Here is a 19396-nt window from a genome sequence, read left to right as displayed (position 1 = left end):
GGGGCGCGGCGGGGGCTCCGCCGGGACTACGGGTCACCGGGTTTGTTGGTGGGGCCGGGCCGGGGGAGGGCGGGGGGGCCGGCCGGGCGCCCCCCGCGGGCCCGCCACCGCCCGAAGGCGTGGTTCAGCCGTTGGCCGGGCCGCCGATCTGGAGGCCCGCCATACGGGTCCATTCGTACCGGCCGGTCCTGACCTTGGCCGCGAACTCGCCGTCGAAGTCGTCGTGGAGGGTGATGCCCGCCCGCTCGGCCGCCTTCTGGGCGATGGGGTACGAGTGGGCGACCAGGTCGCCCCAGTTGCCGTCCTCGCCGACGAGCACGATCCGGGCTCCGCGCTGTCCGAGGTACGCGATCTGGCCTTCGGCTCCGCCGTGGGCCGTGGCGAAGCCACTGATCCGCTTGGCGAGCTTGGCCGCCTTCCGGTCGGCCTTGCGTCCGGCCTTCTGTTCCGCCCGCTGCTCGGAGGGCTGCTCGGCCTTCGGGTCCGACTGCTGCGTGTCTGCCATGACCAGGATGCTACCGACGGGTAGCTCGAACCGCGACGGGCGGGGTCCGTGGCCTTGGCCACGGACCCCGCCCGGGGGAACGCAGGGGAAGGGTCTACCGCAGGAAGGGGTCCACCGCGACGGCCACGAAGAGCAGCGACACATAGGTGATGGACCAGTGGAACAGGCGCATCTCCTTGAGCTTGCCGCCGGTCACCTCGGACTTGGCCCGGTTGAGGAGCGCGTGCGCCTCCCAGAGCCACCAGCCGCCCGCGGCCAGCGCGACCGCGGTGTAGAACCAGCCGGTGTAGCCCAGCGGGGTGAGCAGCAGCGACACCGCGACCATGACCCAGCTGTAGACCACGATCTGCTGGGCGACGACCTTGTTGGAGGCGATCACCGGGAGCATCGGCACGCCCACGCGCGCGTAGTCCTCCTTCACCTTCATGGACAGCGGCCAGTAGTGCGGCGGCGTCCAGAAGAAGATGACGAGGAAGAGGACGACCGGCGCCCAGGACATCGAGTTGGTGACCGCGGACCAGCCGATCAGCACCGGCATGCAGCCGGCGATGCCGCCCCACACGATGTTCTGCGCCGTACGCCGTTTGAGGATCATCGTGTAGACGACGACGTAGAAGAGGAGCGCGCCGAGGGAGAGCCAGGCGGACAGCCAGTTGACGGCGAGGCCGAACAGCAGGGTCGAGACGACGGCCAGGGCGATGCCGAAGGCCAGGCACTCGCGCGGGCTGACCATGCCGGTGACCAGGGGACGCTGCGAGGTGCGGTCCATCAGCGCGTCGATGTCGCGGTCGATGTACATGTTGAGCGCGTTGGCACCGCCCGCCGACAGGTAGCCGCCGACGCAGGTCAGCAGCACCAGCTGCAGGTCGGGCACCCCTTGCTGCGCCAGGAACATCACCGGAACGGTGGTGATGAGCAGCAGCTCGATGATCCGCGGCTTGGTCAGCGCCACGAACGCCTTGACACGGGCCCCGATCGGCCGGTGACTCGGGCTCTGGCTCGTCCCGATAACCCCCGCAGGACGGGATTCAACGGCCGTCACTCGCACCCCTGACAGAGACATCCCAGCAAGCCCTCCCGTATGAAGCGGCGGTAAAGGCTCGCGCGTACCACGCCACCTTAGACGTTGCCCAGACCCGGACATTCGCGGGGGTCGGTTCGTGTTGAACATGGTCGCTCATGGCGCGGGTCCGAGCTCGATTGAGCATCCGGATGAGCGGCTCCGTATTCATCTGTCGAACGCGAATACTGCCCAGTCAGAAGGCGGATCGCCGGGAGTCCCGGCAGTCTGGGAGGACTCCGGGGAAGCCTGTCCTACGGGGGTAGGCTCGACCTCGCCGGTATGTACTCGTCCGGCATCCGAAAGCATGTGGAGAGGAGCCCTGACTCAGGGTGAGCACCAAGCCGACCACCACAGACCTCGAGTGGACCGAACTGGACCAGCGGGCCGTCGACACCGCCCGCGTCCTGGCCGCCGATGCCGTACAGAAGGTCGGCAACGGCCATCCGGGTACGGCGATGAGCCTGGCGCCTGCCGCCTACACCCTCTTCCAGAAGGTGATGCGGCACGACCCGGCGGACGCCGACTGGGTCGGACGCGACCGTTTCGTGCTGTCCGCCGGCCACTCGTCCCTGACCCTCTACACCCAGCTGTACCTGGCCGGTTTCGGTCTGGAGCTGGACGATCTGAAGGCGTTCCGCACCTGGGGTTCGAAGACGCCGGGCCACCCGGAGTACGGGCACACCACGGGCGTGGAGACGACGACCGGGCCGCTGGGCCAGGGTGTCGCCAACGCGGTCGGCATGGCGATGGCCGCCCGCTACGAGCGCGGTCTGTTCGACCCGGAGGCCGCCCCGGGCGAGTCCCCGTTCGACCACTTCGTCTACTGCATCGCCGGTGACGGCTGTCTGCAGGAGGGCATCTCCGCGGAAGCGTCCTCGATGGCCGGCCACCAGAAGCTCGGCAACCTGGTCCTGCTGTGGGACGACAACCACATCTCGATCGAGGGCGACACCGAGACGGCCGTCTCCGAGGACACCGTCAAGCGGTACGAGGCCTACGGCTGGCATGTGCAGCGGGTGGCCCCGAAGCCGGACGGCGACCTGGACCCGAGCGCGCTCTACGACGCGATCGAGGAGGCCAGGAAGGTCACCGACCGGCCGTCGTTCATCGCGATGCGTTCGATCATCGCCTGGCCGGCCCCGAACGCGCAGAACACCGAGGCCGCCCACGGCTCCGCGCTCGGCGACGACGAGGTGGCCGCCACCAAGCGGGTGCTGGGCTTCGACCCGGAGCAGACCTTCGAGGTGACCGACGAGGTCATCGGCCACACCCGCGGGGCGCTGGAGCGCGGCAAGCAGGCGCGGGCCGAGTGGGAGAAGTCGTTCCAGAAGTGGCGGAGCGACAACGCGGAGCGCGCGGCCGAGTTCGACCGGATCGCGGCCGGTGAGCTGCCCAAGGGCTGGGAGGACACGCTTCCGGTCTTCGAGCCGGGCAAGGCGGTCGCCACGCGTGCCGCGTCCGGCAAGGTGCTCCAGGCGCTCGGCGCGGTCGTCCCGGAGCTGTGGGGCGGCTCGGCCGACCTGGCGGGCTCCAACAACACGACGATCGACAAGACGTCGTCGTTCCTCCCGGCGGACAACCCGCTGCCCGAGGCGGACCCGTACGGCCGCACGATCCACTTCGGCATCCGCGAGCACTCCATGGCCGCGGAGATGAACGGCATCGCGCTGCACGGCAACACCCGCATCTACGGCGGCACCTTCCTGGTGTTCTCCGACTACATGCGCAACGCGGTGCGGCTGTCCGCCCTGATGCACCTGCCGGTGACGTACGTGTGGACGCACGACTCCATCGGTCTGGGCGAGGACGGCCCGACCCACCAGCCCGTGGAGCACCTGGCCTCGCTGCGCGCCATCCCCGGTCTGAACGTCGTCCGCCCCGCGGACGCCAACGAGACCGCGATCGCCTGGCGGGAGATCCTGAAGCGCTGGACGAAGGAGTTCGGCAAGGGCGCCCCGCACGGTCTGGCCCTCACCCGCCAGGGCGTGCCGGTCTACGAGCCGGACGAGAACGCCGCGCGCGGCGGGTACGTGCTGTTCGAGGCGGAGGGGGGCACCCCGCAGGTGGTCCTGATCGCCACCGGTTCCGAGGTGCACGTCGCCGTCGGGGCCCGCGAGCAGCTGCAGGCCGCCGGTGTGCCCACCCGTGTGGTGTCCATGCCGTCGGTGGAATGGTTCGAGGAGCAGGACCAGGGGTACCGGGAGAGCGTTCTGCCGCCGGCCGTGAAGGCCCGCGTCGCCGTCGAGGCGGGGATCGGCCTCACCTGGCACAAGTACGTGGGGGACGCCGGCCGCATCGTGTCCCTGGAGCACTTCGGTGCCTCCGCCGACGGCAAGGTGCTGTTCGAGGAGTACGGCTTCACCGCCGAGAACGTGGCGTCCGTCGCCCGCGAGGCGCTCGACGCGACCACCGGTACCGCCGCAGCCCAGGGCTGACGCTCACATACGAAACGTAGGAGATGGAATTTCCATGACAGACGCACTCAAGCGCCTTTCCGACGAAGGCGTCGCGATCTGGCTGGACGACCTGTCGCGCAAGCGGATCACGTCCGGCAACCTCGCCGAGCTGATCGACCAGCAGCACGTCGTGGGCGTCACCACCAACCCGTCGATCTTCCAGAAGGCGATCTCCGAGGGCGACGGCTACGAGGAGCAGCTCACCGACCTCGCCGCCCGCGGGGTCACGGTCGAAGAGGCCATCCGGATGATCACCACGGCGGACGTCCGTGACGCCGCCGACATCCTGCGCCCGGTCTTCGACGCCACCGACGGCCAGGACGGCCGGGTCTCCATCGAGGTCGACCCGCGTCTGGCGCACAACACGCGTTCCACCGTCGCCGAGGCCAAGCAGCTGGCCTGGCTGGTGGACCGGCCCAACACCCTGATCAAGATCCCGGCGACCGAGGCCGGCATCCCGGCGATCGCCGAGACCATCGGTCTGGGCATCAGCGTCAACGTCACGCTGATCTTCTCCCTGGAGCGCTACCGCAAGGTCATGGACGCGTTCCTGACCGGTCTGGAGAAGGCCAGGGAGCGCGGCCTGGACCTGTCGAAGATCCACTCGGTGGCGTCGTTCTTCGTGTCCCGGGTGGACACCGAGATCGACAAGCGGATCGACGCGCTCGGCACCGACGCCGCCAAGGCGCTGCGCGGCAAGGCCGCCCTCGCCAACGCGCGCCTGGCCTACCAGGCGTACGAGGAGGTCTTCGCCACCGAGCGCTGGAGCTCCCTGGAGCGCGAGGGCGCCAACAAGCAGCGTCCGCTGTGGGCCTCCACCGGTGTGAAGGACAAGGCGTACAAGGCCACGCTGTACGTCGACGACCTGGTGGCGCCGAACACGGTGAACACCATGCCGGAGGCGACCCTGGTGGCCACCGAGGAGTCGGGCGAGATCACCGGCAACACCGTCTCCGGCACCTACGAGCAGGCCCGCGCCGACCTCGACGCGGTGGAGAAGCTCGGCATCGCGTACGACGACGTCGTCCAGCTGCTGGAGGAGGAGGGCGTCCAGAAGTTCGAGGCGGCCTGGACCGACCTGCTGAAGTCGACCGAGGCGGAGCTCGCGCGCCTCGCCCCTTCGGAGGGCTGACATCTTGTCGAGCAGCAATCCGCTGCGTGACCCGGCAGACCGGCGGCTCCCGCGTATCGCGGGGCCGTCGGGCCTGGTCATCTTCGGGGTCACGGGCGATCTGTCGCGCAAGAAGCTGATGCCGGCGGTGTACGACCTCGCCAACCGGGGTCTGCTGCCGCCGGGCTTCTCGCTGGTCGGTTTCGCCCGCCGCGAGTGGGCGCACGAGGACTTCGCGGAGGTGGTGCACGACGCGGTCAAGGAGCACGCCCGCACCCCGTTCCGCGAGGAGGTCTGGCAGCAGCTCATCCAGGGCATGCGGTTCGTCCAGGGCACCTTCGACGACGACGACTCCTTCGAGCGGCTGCGCGGCACGATCGAGGAGCTGGACAAGGCGCAGGGCACGGGCGGCAACTTCGCGTTCTACCTGTCGGTGCCGCCGCGTTCCTTCCCGGTGGTCATCCAGCAGCTGAAGAAGCACGGTCTCGCCGACCAGTCGAGCGGTTCCTGGCGGCGCGCGGTGATCGAGAAGCCGTTCGGCCACGACCTGAGGTCGGCCGAGGAGCTCAACGCGATCGTCCACGAGGTGTTCGCGCCGGACCAGGTCTTCCGCATCGACCACTACCTGGGCAAGGAGACCGTCCAGAACATCCTGGCGCTGCGCTTCGCGAACACGATGTTCGAGCCGATCTGGAACCGGTCCTTCGTCGACCATGTGCAGATCACCATGGCCGAGGACATCGGCATCGGCGGCCGGGCCGGCTACTACGACGGCATCGGCGCCGCCCGTGACGTCATCCAGAACCACCTGCTCCAGCTCATGGCGCTCACCGCCATGGAGGAGCCGGCCTCCTTCGACGCGGACGCGCTGGCCGCGGAGAAGACCAAGGTGCTCGGCGCCGTGCGGCTGCCGAAGGACCTGGGCCGGGACACCGTGCGCGGGCAGTACGCGGCGGGCTGGCAGGGCGGCGCGAAGGCGGTCGGGTACCTGGAGGAGGAGGGCATCGACGCCTCCTCGAACACCGACACGTACGCCGCGATCAAGCTGGGCGTGGACAACCGCCGCTGGGCGGGCGTCCCCTTCTACCTGCGCACCGGCAAGCGGCTGGGCCGCCGGGTCACCGAGATCGCGGTCGTCCTGCAGCGGGCACCGCACTCGCCGTTCGACACGACGGCGACCGAGGAGCTCGGGCAGAACGCCATCGTGATCCGCGTCCAGCCGGACGAGGGCGTCACGGTGCGGTTCGGTTCCAAGGTGCCGGGCACCTCGATGGAGATCCGGGACGTGTCGATGGACTTCGCCTACGGCGAGTCGTTCACGGAGTCCAGTCCGGAGGCGTACGAACGGCTCATCCTCGACGTCCTGCTCGGCGACTCCAACCTCTTCCCCCGCACCGAGGAGGTCGAGCTGTCCTGGAAGATCCTCGACCCGATCGAGGAGTACTGGGACAACCACGGCAGGCCGGCCCAGTACTCGGCCGGTACCTGGGGGCCCGTCGAGGCGGACCACATGCTCGAGCGAGACGGACGGAGCTGGCGCCGGCCATGAAGACAGCCCTCACGGACACTACTGCCAGCAAGATCAACAAGTCGCTGGTGAAGGCCCGCCGGGCCATCGGCACGCCGGCGGTCGGCATGGTGCTCACCCTGGTCATCGTGACCGACGAGGAGAACGCCTACGACGCGCTGAAGTCCGCCGGGGACGCCTCGCGCGAGCATCCCTCGCGCACCGTGGTCGTCATCAAGCGCGTCTCCCGCTCGCACCGCGACCGTACGCGGTCCCGGCTGGACGCGGAGGTGCTGGTCGGCGCGGACGCGGGCACCGGCGAGACGGTGGTGCTGCGGCTGTACGGCGAGGTCGCCGACCACGCCCAGTCGGTGGTGCTGCCGCTGCTGCTGCCGGACGCCCCGGTGGTGGTCTGGTGGCCGGTCAACGCCCCGCTGAACCCGGCGGGCGATCCGCTGGGAGCGCTGGCCCAGCGCCGGGTGACCGACACCTACGCCTGCGAGCAGCCGGTACGGGAACTCGCGGTCCGTGCCGACTCCTACACCCCGGGCGACACCGACCTGTCCTGGACCCGGATCACGCCCTGGCGTTCGATGCTGGCGGCGGCCCTGGACCAGGTGACCTGCGAGGTGCAGGGCGTCGAGGTGGAGGGCGAGGAGTCCAACCCGAGCTGTGAGCTGCTGGCGATGTGGCTCGCGGACCGGCTGGACGTCCCCGTGAAGCGTTCGCTGTCCGCCGGCCCCGGGCTCACGGCGGTCCGTCTGACGACGGACTGCGGCCCGATCGTGCTGGACCGGGCCGACGGTTCGCTGGCGACGCTGTCGATCCAGGGGCAGCCCAAGCGTGCGGTGGCGCTCAAGCGCCGGGACACCTCGGAGCTGATCGCGGAGGAGCTGCGCCGGCTGGACCCGGACGACACGTACGCGTCGGCGTTGCGGTACGGGGTCGAGCGGCTGAGGAACCCGGCGCACAGGCCGGCGGCGGATCCGGGGGCGTCGAAGGCGCCGTCGGGCGAGCGTCTGGCGGCGGTGTCCCGCGGACTGACCGAGGCGTCGAGCGCGCTCGACGAGGTGTCGCGGGTGCTCGGCGAGGCGTCGGGGACTGCGACGGAGCCGGCGCGGGAGCCCGAGGCGTCGGGCGACTCCGGGAAAAGGCCGGCGGGTGAGTCACCGGCCAAAGGAGCAGGGAGCCCCGCTCCCGGCGAAGCGGCTGCGGAAGGTGCCCGGGGACCGGCGCCGGCGCAGGCACCGGTGAACCGGGCGGTGGCGAAGTGAGTACGGCACCGCAGCTCGTCGTGCACCGCGACAAGGAGCTGATGGCGCAGGCCGCGGCGGCCCGGCTGATCACCAGGGTCGTGGACGCGCAGGCCTCGCGGGGTTCGGCGTCCGTGGTCCTGACCGGCGGCCGCAACGGCAACGGTCTGCTGGCCGCGCTCGCGGCGGCGCCCGCCCGGGACGCGGTCGACTGGGGCCGGATCGACCTGTGGTGGGGCGACGAGCGGTTCCTGCCGGACGGCGACCCGGAGCGCAATGTCACCCAGGCCCGCGCGGCGCTGCTCGACGCGGTGCCGCTGGACCCGGAGCGCGTGCACGCCATGCCCGCGTCCGACGGGCCGCACGGCACCGACGTGGACACGGCGGCGGCCGCGTACGCCGAGGAGCTGGCGCGTGCCGCGGGACCGACGGACCACGGCGGGGTGCCGGAGTTCGACGTGCTGATGCTGGGCGTCGGCCCGGACACGCACGTGGCGTCCCTCTTCCCGGAGCTGCCCGCGGTCCGGGAGACGGAACGCACGGTGGTCGGCGTCCATGGCGCGCCCAAGCCGCCGCCGACCAGGGTGACGCTCACCCTGCCGGCGATCCGCGCGGCCCGCGAGGTGTGGCTGCTGGCGGCCGGCGAGGACAAGGCGGAGGCCGCGGCGATCGCCCTGTCGGGCGCGGGCGAGATCCAGGCCCCGGCTGCGGGCGCGTACGGCCGGGCCCGCACCCTGTGGCTGCTGGACGCGGCGGCGGCCTCGCAGCTGCCGCGGTCCCTGTATCCGCCGGCGTCGGCGTAACGCGCGCAGCGCCCGGCACGCGCGGACCCCCGCTTCGTCAGGAAGCGGGGGTCCGCGCGTGCCGGGCGGAACGGTGTCCGTCACTTCACCGAGCCCGCCATCACCCCCTGCACGAAGTGCCGCTGGAAGGCGAAGAACACGACCACCGGCACCACCAGGGACAGGAACGCGCCCGGCGCGAGCACGTCGATGTTGCTGCCGAACTGGCGTATCTGCGACTGGAGTTCCACCGTCAGCGGCTGCGAGGAACTGTCCGCGAACAACAGCGCCACCAGCATGTCGTTCCAGACCCACAGGAACTGGAAGATGGCGAGGCTGGCGATCGCCGGCCGCCCGACGGGCAGGATCAGCCGGGTGAAGATGCGCCACTCGCTGCCGCCGTCCATCCGGGCGGCCTCCAGCATCTCCTTGGGCATCTCGGCGAAGTAGTTCCGCAGCAGGAACACCGCGAACGGCAGCCCGTACGCCACATGGAACAGCACGACGCCGGGGATGGTGCCGAACAGCCCCAGCTGGCCGAAGAGTTTGGCGACCGGCAGCAGCCCGACCTGCACGGGGACGACCAGCAGCGCCACCACGAGCAGGAAGATCGCGTCGCGGCCGGGGAAGTCCAGCCAGGCGAAGGCGTATCCGGCGAGCGCCGCGACGACCACGACCAGGACCGTGGTCGGCACCGAGATCAGCACGGTGTTCCAGAACGCCTGCGTCATCCCCGAGTTCTTCAGCAGGGCCGCGTAGTTGTCGAAGGACAGCTGCCCGGGGCTGGTGAGCACCGTCCACCAGCCGCCCTTGGCCGTGTCCTGCGCGGACCGCAGCGAGGAGAGGAACAGGCCGGCCAGCGGGGTCATCCACACCAGGCCGATCACGACCAGGAACGCCTGCACCACGGCGTTGCCCAGGCCGCGCCGGATCGCGTTCATCGCTGACTCCTTCGGAAGCGGCGGACGTTGAAGACCATGGCGGGGACGACCAGCAGCAGGAGCAGCACGCCGAGCGCGCTGCCCATCCCCTGGTCGTTTCCGCCGCCGAACGACACCAGCCACATCTGGGTCGCGAGCACGGTCGCGTCCTCCTGCACGGGTCCGGGCGCGATGATGTAGACGAGGTCGAAGACCTTCATCACGTTGATCACCAGGGTCACGAAGACGACGGTGAGGACCGGTGCGAGCAGCGGGACGGTGATCCGGCGGAAGATCTGCCACTCGTTCGCGCCGTCCATCCGCGCCGCCTCCAGCGCGTCCCGCGGCAGGGCCGAGAGTCCCGCCCCGATCAGCACCATCGCGAACCCGGTCCAGATCCACAGGTAGGACCCGATGATCGCCGGGGTGACCAGGGTGGGTCCGAGCCAGGAGATGCCGTCGTAGGGGGGCGCGAAGTTGGCGGCGGGCAGCTTGACCGCGTACGAGCCGCTGTCCAGGCCGGTGAAGCGGAACGAGCCGTCGGCGGCGGTCGTCGTGCTCGCGACGGTGCGTCCGTCGCGGACCGCCTCGACCGTCATCCCGGGCAGTCCGCTCTCCTGCCGGTCGACCACGCCCGGCTCTCCTCCCCCGCCGGGGGTGAAGTCGAGGTAGACCACTCCGCTGACCTCGTCGGCGCCCGCCTCCTGGCGGGCGGCCGCCGGGTGGGCCGGCGCGGCGTCGCCGGGCAGGTCCTTGGGGGCGACACCGACCAGGCCCAGGGCGGTGACGGTGCCCGGCGAGAGGTCCGCGCCGGTCGTGTAGGCGCCGTCGGCCTCCTTGGTCAGGCCCGGTCCGGCGCCCCCTCCCCCGCCCCCGACGGCCTCGCGGGCGCGGGCCGTCGGGTAGGAGGAACTGCCCTTGAAGGCGTCGTGGACCGTGACGGCGGCGGCGTTCAGCACGCCCTTGTCCGGGTCGTCGTCGTAGGCGAGCCGGAAGATGATGCCGGCCGCCAGGAAGGACACCGCCATCGGCATGAACAGCAGCAGCTTGAAGGCGGTGGCCCAGCGGACCTTCTCCACCAGCACGGCCAGGATCAGGCCGAGGCCGGTGAGCAGGGTGGGGGCGATCACGACCCAGATCGCGGTGTTCCGGACGGCCTTGAGGGTGGCCGGGTCGCGGAACATCTCGGTGTAGTTCCCGCCGCCCACGAACCGGGTGCCGGAGGCGTCGAAGAGGCTGCGGCCGACGGAGAACAGCACCGGGTACACGACCAGCGCGCCCAGCAGGAGCAGGGCGGGCAGCACGAACAGCACGGCGACGATCCGCCCCCGCCGGCGCAGGCGCCGGCGGCGGGCACGATCGGGGTGCGAAGGAGCCGGCGGGCTCGCTTCTTTCACCAGGGTGGCGGTCATGGCCGTCAGTTCCCGTACGCCTTGGCCGCCGCGCCCTCCAGCTCCGCCGCCGTCTTCTTCGGGTCGGACGGGTCCCGCAGGAAGTCCTGGAGGATCTTCCACTCCCCGGCGCCCTTCGTGCCGCCGAAGGCCGCCGGGGCCTGGTCCGACATGTCGAAGCGGACCGAGTCGCCCGCCTCGATCAGGGACTCCGCGGTGGCGCGGGTGACGTCGTCGCCGTAGGAGGAGAGGTCGAGCTCCTTGTTCGGGGAGAGGAAGCCTCCGGCCTCGGCCCACACGGCGGCGGCCTCCGGCGTGGCGAGGTACTCGAGGAGCGCCATGCCGGCTTCGGCGTTCTTGCCGTCCTTGAGCACCACGGCCGCGTCGCCGCCGCTGACCACCGGGGCCTCGCCGTCACCGACCGGCGGGAACGGGAAGAAGTTCGCGTCGGTGCCGATGGCCTTGCCGAACTGGTCCTTGGCGACGCCGGCCACGAAGTCGCCCTCGTAGACCATGGCGGCGTCCGGCTCGGGGCCGAAGACCTTCTCCACCGAGCCGGGGAAGTCGGTGTTCAGGGCTTCCTTCTGGCCGCCCGCGATGAGCTGCTTGTCCTTGAAGAGGTCGCCGAGCGTGGTGAGTGCCTCGACCACCGTCGGGTCGGTCCACTTGATCTCGTGCGCGGCGAGGGCGTCGTACTTCTCGGGCCCGGCCTGGGAGAGGTAGACGTTCTCGAACCAGTCGGTCAGCGTCCAGCCGTCCTGTCCGGCGACCGAGAAGGCGGCGAGGCCGGAGTCGGAGACCGTGCGCCCGTCCTTCAGCATGGCGTCGTAGGTCTTCGGCGGGGTGACACCTGCCTGTTCCAGGGCCTCGGGGCTGTACCAGACGGTCGACTTGTGGGCGGCCTTGAAGTAGAGGCCGTACAGGGTGCCGTCGACGCTGCCGTAATTCCGCCACACCTCGGCGAAGTTGGCTTCCACGGTGCCCTGGACCTTCTTGTCCAGCGGCTTGAGCCAGCCCTCCTCGGCGAACTGCTTCAGCACGCCGACCTGGGGGACCATCACGACGTCGGGGGCGTTGCCGCCCTCGATCTTGCTGCCGACGACGGTGGAGACGTTGTCGCCGGTGGACACGAACTCCGTCTTGGCGCCGGTCTTCTCGGTGAAGGCGTCGAGCACCTTCTGGAAGTTCTTCTGCTCGCTGCCGGACCAGACGCCGGCGACGGAGACGGTCTGGCCGCCGAGCGCCTTGTCGCCGCCGCCGGCCGCGACGGGCTCGCCCGAGCCGCAGGCGGTGGCGCCGAGGGCGAGCACCAGGGCGGTGCAGCCGGTGAGCAGGGTGGTACGTCGTCGCATCATCGTTGATGTCCCTTCGAGGTACGGAAAGTGGGCTGGGTTCAGGAGCCGCTGATCCACCAGGCGGCCGTGGAGCCGGGCAGGACTCCGGGCGGGCACGGGCCGCTGGCGAGCAGCGGGGTGCCGGGAACCGGGGCGGGTACGGGGGCGGTGCCGAAGTTGACGGCGCACACCAGGTCGTCGGCGCGGGCGAAGGCCAGGACGTCGGGCGGGGTCTCCAGCCAGCGCAGCGTGCCCTCGCCCAGCTGGGGCAGTGCGGCACGCAGTTGCAGGCCGTCGCGGTAGAGGTGCCAGAAGGAACGGGTGTCGGCGAGGGCCCGGTCGGTGGCGTGTTCGGCGAACCACTCGGGCTGCGGCAGCCAGGGTGCGGCCCCTTCGGCGCCGGAGGTGAAGCCGAACGGGGAGGCCTGTCCCGACCAGGGCAGCGGCACCCGGCAGCCGTCGCGGATCCGGGCGCGGCTGCCGGTGCGGCGGAAGATCGGGTCGGTGAGCACGTCGTCGGGGAGGTCGACGACCTCGGGCAGGCCCAGTTCCTCGCCCTGGTAGACGTACGCGGCGCCGGGCAGCGCCAGCATCAGCAGCGCGGCGGCGCGGGCACGGGCGGCGCCGAGGCCGCTGCCCTGGGGTGTGGGTTCGCCGTAGCGGGTGACGGTGCGGACCTGGTCGTGGTTGTTGAGGACCCAGGTGACGGTCGAGCCGGTGCCGGCGATGTCCTGCATGGCCTCGGAGATGACCTTGCGGAAGGCGTCGGCGTCCCAGGGGGCGCCGAGCAGGTCGAAGAAGAAGGCCTGGTGGAGCTCGTCGGGGCGCACGTACTGGGCGTGCTCGCGGGCGGTCGGTACGGAGACCTCGCCGACCAGGAGCCGCTCGCGGCCGTCGCGCCGCGTGTACTCCTCGCACACCGCGCGCCAGTGCCGCCACACCTCGTGCACCTCGGGCTGGTTCCAGGCCAGCGGGTTGACCGAGTCGCGGGTGCGGGCGTCGGCCTCCGGGTCCGGGGAGTCGGGCAGTTCCGGGTGCTTGAAGAGTCCGGCGGCGACGTCGATGCGGAAGCCGTCGGCGCCCCGGTCCAGCCAGAAGCGCAGGGTGCGGTCGAAGTCGGCGGCGACTTCGGGGTTGCGCCAGTTCCAGTCCGGCTGTTCGGGCGTGAACATGTGCAGGTACCACTGACCGGGCCGGCCGTCCGGTTCGGTGACGCGGGTCCAGGCGGGCCCGCCGAACATGGCGTGCCAGTTGTTGGGCGGTGTCGCACCGTCCGGTCCGCGGCCGTCGGCGAAGTGGAACCGGGTGCGCTGGGGGCTGCCGGGCGGCGCGGCGAGCGCCTCGCGGAACCAGGGGTGCTCGCTGGAGCAGTGGTTGGGGACGACGTCCAGCAGCACCTTGACGTCGAGCCGCCGGGCGGCCCCGACCAGCAGGTCGAACTCGGCGAGGTCACCGAAGACCGGGTCGACGTCGCGGTAGTCGGACACGTCGTAGCCGTGGTCGTGCTGCGGTGAGGGGTAGAAGGGGCTCAGCCAGATCCCGTCCACGCCCAGCTTCTTCAGGTAGGGCAGGCCCGCCCTGACCCCGGCGAGATCGCCGATGCCGTCACCGGTGCTGTCCAGGAAGCTGCGGACGTACACCTGGTAGATCACTGCGTCGCGCCACCAGCGGTGGGTGTCGATGTGCTCGGGGCTCACCACGTCGACCTGTCTGTGCGTGCGGAGACCCGGGAGTCCCGGGCCGACGGCGTCCTTGCCGTTATGCATGCATGTTAGGTAGGAGTGTCGCGGAGGTGTCAATGAACGGGCGCAAGCTGTCCGGCGGTTGCCGTGGGCGTATCGGCATTTACTCGGGCACACCCGGCACTGTTGAGACGTCCGCGTTACTTAACGGGTAACTAGACATGGCTGTCCGGACGAGAGACCCGCGGACGGCGCGGCTAGCGCGCGGAGACGGCGGCGAGTTCGCGCGCCAGCCGTCGCACCGCCGACTCGGGCGTCTGCCGTCCCGTCATCGCGTCGTGCACCACCGCCTGCACGACCAGGCTCACCTGGTCGTAGCGCGGGCTCTTGGGGCGCGGGGCGGCCGCGAGCACGCTCTCGCGCAGCGTGGGCAGGTACGGGAACCGCCGGACCAGCCGGGGATCGTCGTACAGCGCGGCCCGTACGGGGGGCAGCGCACCGCGCGTGAGCACCTGGCGCTGGACCGGCTCGCTGGTGAGGTACGCGATCAGCCGCGCGGCGGAGTCGGGGTGCCGCGCATGGGCGGCGACGGCGAGGTTGGAGCCGCCGAGGACGCTGGTCCCCGGCCCGTCCGGCCCCGGCAGGGGTACGGCTCCGACCTTCCCGGCGACCGCGGAGCCCTCGGCGGACGCGGCGACGTAGGCGTAGGGCCAGTTGCGCAGGAAGAGCAGTCTGCCGTCCTGGAAGGCCTGTTTGGACTCCTCCTCCTTGTAGGTCAGCGCCTCCTGGGGGATCCAGCCGTCGCGGACCCCGCGGGCGAGGAACCCGATGCCCTCGCGGGCCGCCCGGGAGTCGACGGTGACGCGCTCGCCCTCGTCGCCCAGGATGGTGCCGCCCGCCGAGTAGACGGCCTCGGCCGCGTTGACGGTCAGGCCCTCGTAGGGCAGGAACTGGCCGGCGTAGCCGTCGAGTCCGTGCGTCGGGGCGAGGGTCTTCGCGGCCCGCTCCAGGTCGGCCCAGGTGCGCGGCGGCGCCACGCCCTCGGCGTCGAGCACGTCCGCGCGGTACAGGAGCAGCCCGGCGTTGGTCACGTACGGGACGGCGTACAGCCGGCCGTCGTAGGTCGCGGTGTCCACGACGCCCGGCAGGAAGGTGTCCAGGGGGAAACCGTCGCGCGGCAGCGGGCGGATCCAGCCGCCGGCGGCGAACTCCGAGGTCCAGCTGACGTCGATGTTGAGGACGTCGAAGCGGCCGCGGCCGGCGCCGCGCAGGTCCGTGATCATCTGCGCGCGGGTCTCGTCGGCCGAGTCGGGCAGCTCGACGAGCGTGACCTCCTCGCCGGGGTGGGTGCGGTTCCAGCCGTCGAGCAAGCGGCCGAGATAGCCGGTGAGGTCCCCCGCCGTGGCCAGGGTGAGCGGGCCGCGCCCGTCGCCGGGAGCGGCCTGGTCGGCCCGCGCCCCGGAGACCACGCCCACGGCCAGGAGCACGACGAGGACGAGAAGGCCCCTACCGGCGGCATGGATCCACCGCATAGGTTCCTCCCTGTGCACCCGCACCCGGCACCCTTGCCGGGGTCAGTGGCCATGTATACCTGTTAGGTATCGGCGATACTAGGGCGTGCGGCACATCGTGTGAGGCGCGCGGGAGACGGAACCGGACGCGCCGCACCTGGCACGAAGGACGCGGGGAGGAGAGCACGAGTGCGGCAGTCGCTGCTGGCCCTGCTCGCCCGCGGTCCGGCCCACGGCTACGAGCTGAAGCAGGACCTTGAGCAACTGCTGGGCTCCGCGTACCCTCAGCCGAACGTCGGCCAGATCTACGTCACCCTGGGCCGCCTCGAGAAGTCGGGGCTGATCGAGGGCGAGGACGTCGAGCAGTCCAGCCGGCCCAACAAGAAGGTCTACCACCTCACCGACGCCGGGCGGGAGGCGCTGCGCGCCTGGTTCGAGGAGACCGCGGACGAGCCGCGGGTGCGGGACGAGTTCTTCATGAAGCTGGCCCTCGCCCCGCAGACCGGCCTCGCCGACCGGATCGCCCTGATCAACCGCCAGCGGCGCCAGTACCTCAACACCATGCGGCAGCTGTCGAAGCTGGCCGCCGCCGAAGACCGGGACAACCGCGTCGCCCATCTGCTGATCGAGGGCGCGATGCTGCACCTGCAGGCCGACCTCGACTGGCTGGAGCGGTGCCAGGAAGAGCTGGAGGAGCTGGAGTGAGCGAGAGTCCCGCTCCCGTGCTGCGCGCCGAGGGCCTGGTCAAGACGCACCACGGCGAGGGAGCCCCGGCGCACGCGGTGCGCGGGGTCGACCTGCGGGTGAAGCGCGGCGAGTTCGTGGCGGTCACCGGCCCGTCCGGCGCCGGCAAGTCGACCCTGCTGCATCTACTCGGCGGGCTCCAGCGTCCGGACGCCGGCAGCATCTGGCTGGACGGCGAGCGCACCGACGCCTACAGCGAGGCCCGCTGGGCGGTGGAGCGCAGGAAGCACATCGGGATCGTCTTCCAGTTCTTCAACCTCGTCTCGAACCTGTCGGTCGCCGACAACGTCGAGCTGCCGGCGCTGCTCGCCGGGACCCCGCCGAGGAAGGCCCGCGCCGGGCGGGAGGAACTGCTGGCCGAGCTGGGCCTGACGGGCAAGGAGCGGAGCATGCCGGGCGAGCTGTCCGGTGGTGAGCAGCAGCGGGTCGCGCTGGCCCGCGCCCTGGTCAACCATCCGCCGCTGCTCCTGGCCGACGAACCCGCCGGCAGCCTGGACAGCAGGGGCACCCGCGAGGTGATGCGGCTGCTGTCCCGCTTCCACCGGCGCGGGCAGACGATCCTGCTGGTCACGCACGACGCCCGGCTGGCGAGCGCCGCGGACCGGGTGATCAGCTTCTTCGACGGGCGGATCGCCGACGACGCGGAACTGGACGGGACACCGTCGCCCGGCCGGGGAACGTCCGGGGTGCTGGAGCTCAGGGACTGACCCACGAGGCGGCCGGGGACTGACCCCCGGCCCTGCACGGAACGGAACACGGGACCGGCAAGGGACCGACGAAGGACTGACGAAGGACTGGCATGCGGATGTACGACGGTCCGGGCGTCCGGCGCCGGCGAAGGGGCTGACGCCGGTGCGAGCGAGCTTGCGCTGGGCGCATTCCGATCTGCGCACGCACCGCGGTGAGGCGCTGTTCCTGGTCCTGGCCACCGCGGGCATCGTCGCGTCCCTGCTGCTGGCCACGGCCCTGTTCGGGTACGCGACCAACCCCTGGCAGCGGACCTTCGCCCAGGCCCGCGGCGCGCATGTCACGCTGCACACCACGGCCCTCGCCGACGCCTCGAAGCTGGCGGACCTGGACGGGGTGGAGTCCGTCGCCGGCCCCTTCCCCACGGCCGCCGTCACCCTCGCCGCCCGCGGCAGCCGGGCCTCCGCCGAACTGCGCGGCACCGTCGAACAGCCCGGGACCGGCCGCCCGCTGATCACCTCCGGGCACTGGCTGGACCCCGCCACGCCCGACGGCGTGGTCCTGGAGAGCAGCCTCGCCCGTGCCCTGCTCACCACGCCCGGCGACACCCTCACCCTGCCCGGCACCGCGCGGACCCTGACCGTGGTGGGCGTCGCCGACAGTGCCGAGCCGCGTTACCGGCCGGGGGAGCAGCCCGGTCTGGTGTGGGCCCTGCCGTCGGCCGTGGCCGACCCCGACGGCCAGGTGGCCGGGCTGCGGCTGACCCATCCGGCCGACAGCGGGTACGTGGTGCAGCGGGCGGTGACCGTGCTGGGGGCCGGCGCCATCGGGGAGGTCTCCACCTGGCAGCAGGCGCGGGCCGAGGCGCAGGGCGACAACCGGCTGCTCGGCCAGGTCCTGGGCCTGTTCGGGCTCGGCGCGCTGGTCGCCGCCGGGTTCGCGGTGCACGGGGCGATCAGCACCCGGATCCGGGGGCACCTGCGGGACATCTCCGTCCTCAAGGCGATCGGCTTCACCCCGGGGCAGGTCGTGCGCGTCTTCCTTCTTCAGCATCTCGGCTACGCCCTGCTGGGCGCGGTGGCGGCCGCCGCGCTGACCGAGGCGCTGGGCAGTGGGACACCGGGGCGGCTCGGGGACGCGGTCGGCGTGTGGCAGGGGCTGCCGGGACACACCGTGGCGCTGTTCGTGGTGCCCGTGGGGGCGGTGCTGTTCATCGGCGCCACCACCGGGCTGGCGGCGTGGCGGGCGGGCCGGGTGCCGCCGGTGCCGGTGCCGAGGCCGGCGGCGCCCGAGGCCGGCCGGCTGACGGGCGTGGCGCGACGGGCGCTCGGGGCCCGGGTGCCGCCCGCCCTGGTCCTGGGCTGGCACAAGGCGTTCACCCGCCGTCCGCGCTCCCTGGGCACGGTGGCCAGGCTGGCACTGCCGCTGCTGCTGATCGTGACGGCGCTGAGCGCGTGGACCACCATCGACCGTTTCCGGAGCAGCCCGGAGCTGATGGGGCTGCCCGCCGCGCTCAGCGTCCGCGCGGACGCCTCGCTCGGCGACCGGGAGGCCCGCGCCCTGCTGGAACGCGATCCGCAGGTCGCCGCCGCCCATCCGGGCGTGGAGGTGGCCGCCCTGGTCCCCGGCCAGACCGCCACGATCGCGCTGCGCGGCTTCGGTACCCGCCAGGAGCCCTACCCGTTCACCCTGGCCGAGGGCCGCGCCGCGCACGGGCCCGACGAGGCGGTGGCCGGGCAGGGGCTCCTGGACCTGCTGCACGTACGGGTCGGCGACTGGGTGCGGGTGACCGTCGGCGACCGGCCGCAGGTGCTGCACATCGTCGGCCGCAGCATCGAGCCGGAGAACGCCGGACGGGTCGTCTCCACCTCGCTCGACACCCTCCGCGGCAACGACCCCGGTCTGAAGCCCGACCTCTACCAGCTCCGGCTGGTGCCCGGCGCCGACCCCGGGGCCGTCGCCGAGCGGCTGGCCGACGCCGGGGACGGCCGGCTCGACGTGCATGCCGTGGCCGACCCGGCCGAGGGGCTGCCCCCGTTGCGCGCGGTCGTGGCCGGGCTGATCGCCGTACTCGCGCTGATCGGGCTGATCGAGCTGCTCACCGCGATCGGGGGCACGGTCCGCGAGGGCGAACGGGACCTGCTCGCGCTCAAGGCGATCGGCCTCTCGCCGCGGCAGATCACCGCGATCACGGTCACGGCCACCTCCTGCACCGCACTGGCCGCCGTGCTCCTCGCCATGGGGCTGGGGCTGCCACTGGCGCACTGGCTGATCGACGCCCAGGGACGGTCGAGCGGCGTCGGCGCCGGAATCGCCCGGGTGCCCTCCCCCGCGCTCCTGGTGCTGCTCGGTGCCGCCGCGGTGCTGGGTGCCGCCGTCCTCTCCGCCCTCCCGGCCGCCCGCGCGGCCCGGCGCCGCCTCGCGGACACACTGAGCGCGGTCGCGTGACG

General features: G+C 71.9%; 15 protein-coding genes. 8 read left to right on the top strand and 7 right to left on the bottom strand.

Translation table 11 applies throughout. The annotated features are described in order from the left end of the window. Positions 1-124 precede the first annotated feature (124 nt). Both ACIF80_RS08480 and ACIF80_RS08475 read right to left on the bottom strand, forming a co-directional pair. Positions 125-505, bottom strand: a complete 381-nt coding sequence (locus ACIF80_RS08480; protein ID WP_399800986.1) for a hypothetical protein — start codon at positions 503-505, stop codon at positions 125-127. A gap of 94 nt (positions 506-599) precedes the next feature. Next, the gene (locus ACIF80_RS08475; protein ID WP_399800984.1) at positions 600-1568 is read right to left on the bottom strand and encodes a heme o synthase; all 969 of its coding nucleotides are present in this window, start codon (positions 1566-1568) and stop codon (positions 600-602) included. 329 nt (positions 1569-1897) lie between these two features. On the opposite strand from ACIF80_RS08475, the gene tkt reads away from it, so the two are divergent. From tkt to pgl, 5 genes are read left to right on the top strand one after another with little or no spacing between them, the layout of a single operon-like run. Then, positions 1898-4003, top strand: coding sequence for a transketolase (gene tkt, locus ACIF80_RS08470; RefSeq protein WP_399800982.1), 2106 nt, complete (start codon positions 1898-1900; stop codon positions 4001-4003). A gap of 34 nt (positions 4004-4037) precedes the next feature. Continuing rightward, positions 4038-5156 (top strand): transaldolase, encoded by a 1119-nt coding sequence (gene tal, locus ACIF80_RS08465; protein WP_399800980.1) that lies wholly within the window; start codon positions 4038-4040, stop codon positions 5154-5156. A gap of 4 nt (positions 5157-5160) precedes the next feature. Further along, positions 5161-6684, top strand: a complete 1524-nt coding sequence (gene zwf / locus ACIF80_RS08460; RefSeq protein ID WP_399800977.1) for a glucose-6-phosphate dehydrogenase — start codon at positions 5161-5163, stop codon at positions 6682-6684. Next, complete coding sequence (gene opcA / locus ACIF80_RS08455; RefSeq protein WP_399800974.1) at positions 6681-7916, top strand: glucose-6-phosphate dehydrogenase assembly protein OpcA; 1236 nt, start codon at positions 6681-6683, stop codon at positions 7914-7916. The genes zwf and opcA overlap by 4 nt, the downstream gene beginning before the upstream one ends. Further along, complete coding sequence (pgl, locus tag ACIF80_RS08450; protein WP_399800970.1) at positions 7913-8698, top strand: 6-phosphogluconolactonase; 786 nt, start codon at positions 7913-7915, stop codon at positions 8696-8698. The genes opcA and pgl overlap by 4 nt, the downstream gene beginning before the upstream one ends. Positions 8699-8778: 80 nt before the next feature. Here the strand turns inward: pgl and ACIF80_RS08445 are convergent, their stop codons facing one another. The 5 genes from ACIF80_RS08445 to ACIF80_RS08425 all read right to left on the bottom strand — a co-directional run bounded on the left by ACIF80_RS08445 (position 8779) and on the right by ACIF80_RS08425 (position 15536). Next, the gene (locus ACIF80_RS08445; protein ID WP_399800968.1) at positions 8779-9618 is read right to left on the bottom strand and encodes a carbohydrate ABC transporter permease; all 840 of its coding nucleotides are present in this window, start codon (positions 9616-9618) and stop codon (positions 8779-8781) included. Further along, entirely contained in the window at positions 9615-11009 is a 1395-nt protein-coding gene (locus ACIF80_RS08440; RefSeq protein WP_399800965.1) for an ABC transporter permease subunit, read from the bottom strand. Before ACIF80_RS08440 ends, ACIF80_RS08445 begins: the two co-directional genes overlap by 4 nt. A 5-nt stretch (positions 11010-11014) precedes the next feature. Next, positions 11015-12343 (bottom strand): ABC transporter substrate-binding protein, encoded by a 1329-nt coding sequence (locus ACIF80_RS08435; protein WP_399800963.1) that lies wholly within the window; start codon positions 12341-12343, stop codon positions 11015-11017. Positions 12344-12381: 38 nt separating this feature from the next. Further along, on the bottom strand, positions 12382-14004 hold the full coding sequence (locus ACIF80_RS08430) for a glycoside hydrolase family 13 protein (protein WP_399801266.1): 1623 nt from the start codon (positions 14002-14004) through the stop codon (positions 12382-12384). A 257-nt stretch (positions 14005-14261) separates the two neighbouring features. After that, positions 14262-15536, bottom strand: coding sequence for an ABC transporter substrate-binding protein (locus ACIF80_RS08425; protein WP_399800960.1), 1275 nt, complete (start codon positions 15534-15536; stop codon positions 14262-14264). A 168-nt stretch (positions 15537-15704) separates the two neighbouring features. Here ACIF80_RS08425 and ACIF80_RS08420 point away from each other — a divergent pair, with 168 nt between their 5' ends. The 3 genes from ACIF80_RS08420 (at position 15705) to ACIF80_RS08410 (ending at position 19394) form a co-directional block, all read left to right on the top strand. Further along, positions 15705-16220 carry a PadR family transcriptional regulator gene (locus ACIF80_RS08420; RefSeq protein WP_055597592.1) on the top strand — a complete coding sequence of 172 codons (516 nt, stop codon included), beginning with the start codon at positions 15705-15707 and terminating at the stop codon, positions 16218-16220. Then, a complete protein-coding gene (locus ACIF80_RS08415; protein WP_399800957.1) occupies positions 16217-16966 on the top strand; it encodes an ABC transporter ATP-binding protein in 750 nt (249 codons plus the stop codon). Before ACIF80_RS08420 ends, ACIF80_RS08415 begins: the two co-directional genes overlap by 4 nt. A gap of 145 nt (positions 16967-17111) precedes the next feature. Continuing rightward, positions 17112-19394 carry an ABC transporter permease gene (locus ACIF80_RS08410; protein WP_399800954.1) on the top strand — a complete coding sequence of 761 codons (2283 nt, stop codon included), beginning with the start codon at positions 17112-17114 and terminating at the stop codon, positions 19392-19394. The last annotated feature ends 2 nt before the right edge of the window (positions 19395-19396 follow it).

Origin of the sequence: Streptomyces sp. NPDC085927 (genome assembly GCF_044540975.1) — a bacterium.
GTDB lineage: Bacteria > Actinomycetota > Actinomycetes > Streptomycetales > Streptomycetaceae > Streptomyces > Streptomyces hirsutus.
Note: the sequence above shows the minus strand (reverse complement) of the source record. Positions and strands in the feature narration are given on the sequence as shown.

Bases quoted from the DNA above. Each gene is read 5' to 3' on its own strand.
- tal (WP_399800980.1), top strand. From the start codon at position 4,038: ATGACAGACGCACTCAAGCGCCTTTCCGACGAAGGCGTCGCGATCTGG.
- ACIF80_RS08425 (WP_399800960.1), bottom strand. From the start codon at position 15,536: ATGCGGTGGATCCATGCCGCCGGTAGGGGCCTTCTCGTCCTCGTCGTG.
- ACIF80_RS08475 (WP_399800984.1), bottom strand. From the start codon at position 1,568: ATGTCTCTGTCAGGGGTGCGAGTGACGGCCGTTGAATCCCGTCCTGCG.
- ACIF80_RS08435 (WP_399800963.1), bottom strand. From the start codon at position 12,343: ATGATGCGACGACGTACCACCCTGCTCACCGGCTGCACCGCCCTGGTG.
- ACIF80_RS08440 (WP_399800965.1), bottom strand. From the start codon at position 11,009: ATGACCGCCACCCTGGTGAAAGAAGCGAGCCCGCCGGCTCCTTCGCAC.
- opcA (WP_399800974.1), top strand. From the start codon at position 6,681: ATGAAGACAGCCCTCACGGACACTACTGCCAGCAAGATCAACAAGTCG.
- ACIF80_RS08480 (WP_399800986.1), bottom strand. From the start codon at position 505: ATGGCAGACACGCAGCAGTCGGACCCGAAGGCCGAGCAGCCCTCCGAG.
- ACIF80_RS08445 (WP_399800968.1), bottom strand. From the start codon at position 9,618: ATGAACGCGATCCGGCGCGGCCTGGGCAACGCCGTGGTGCAGGCGTTC.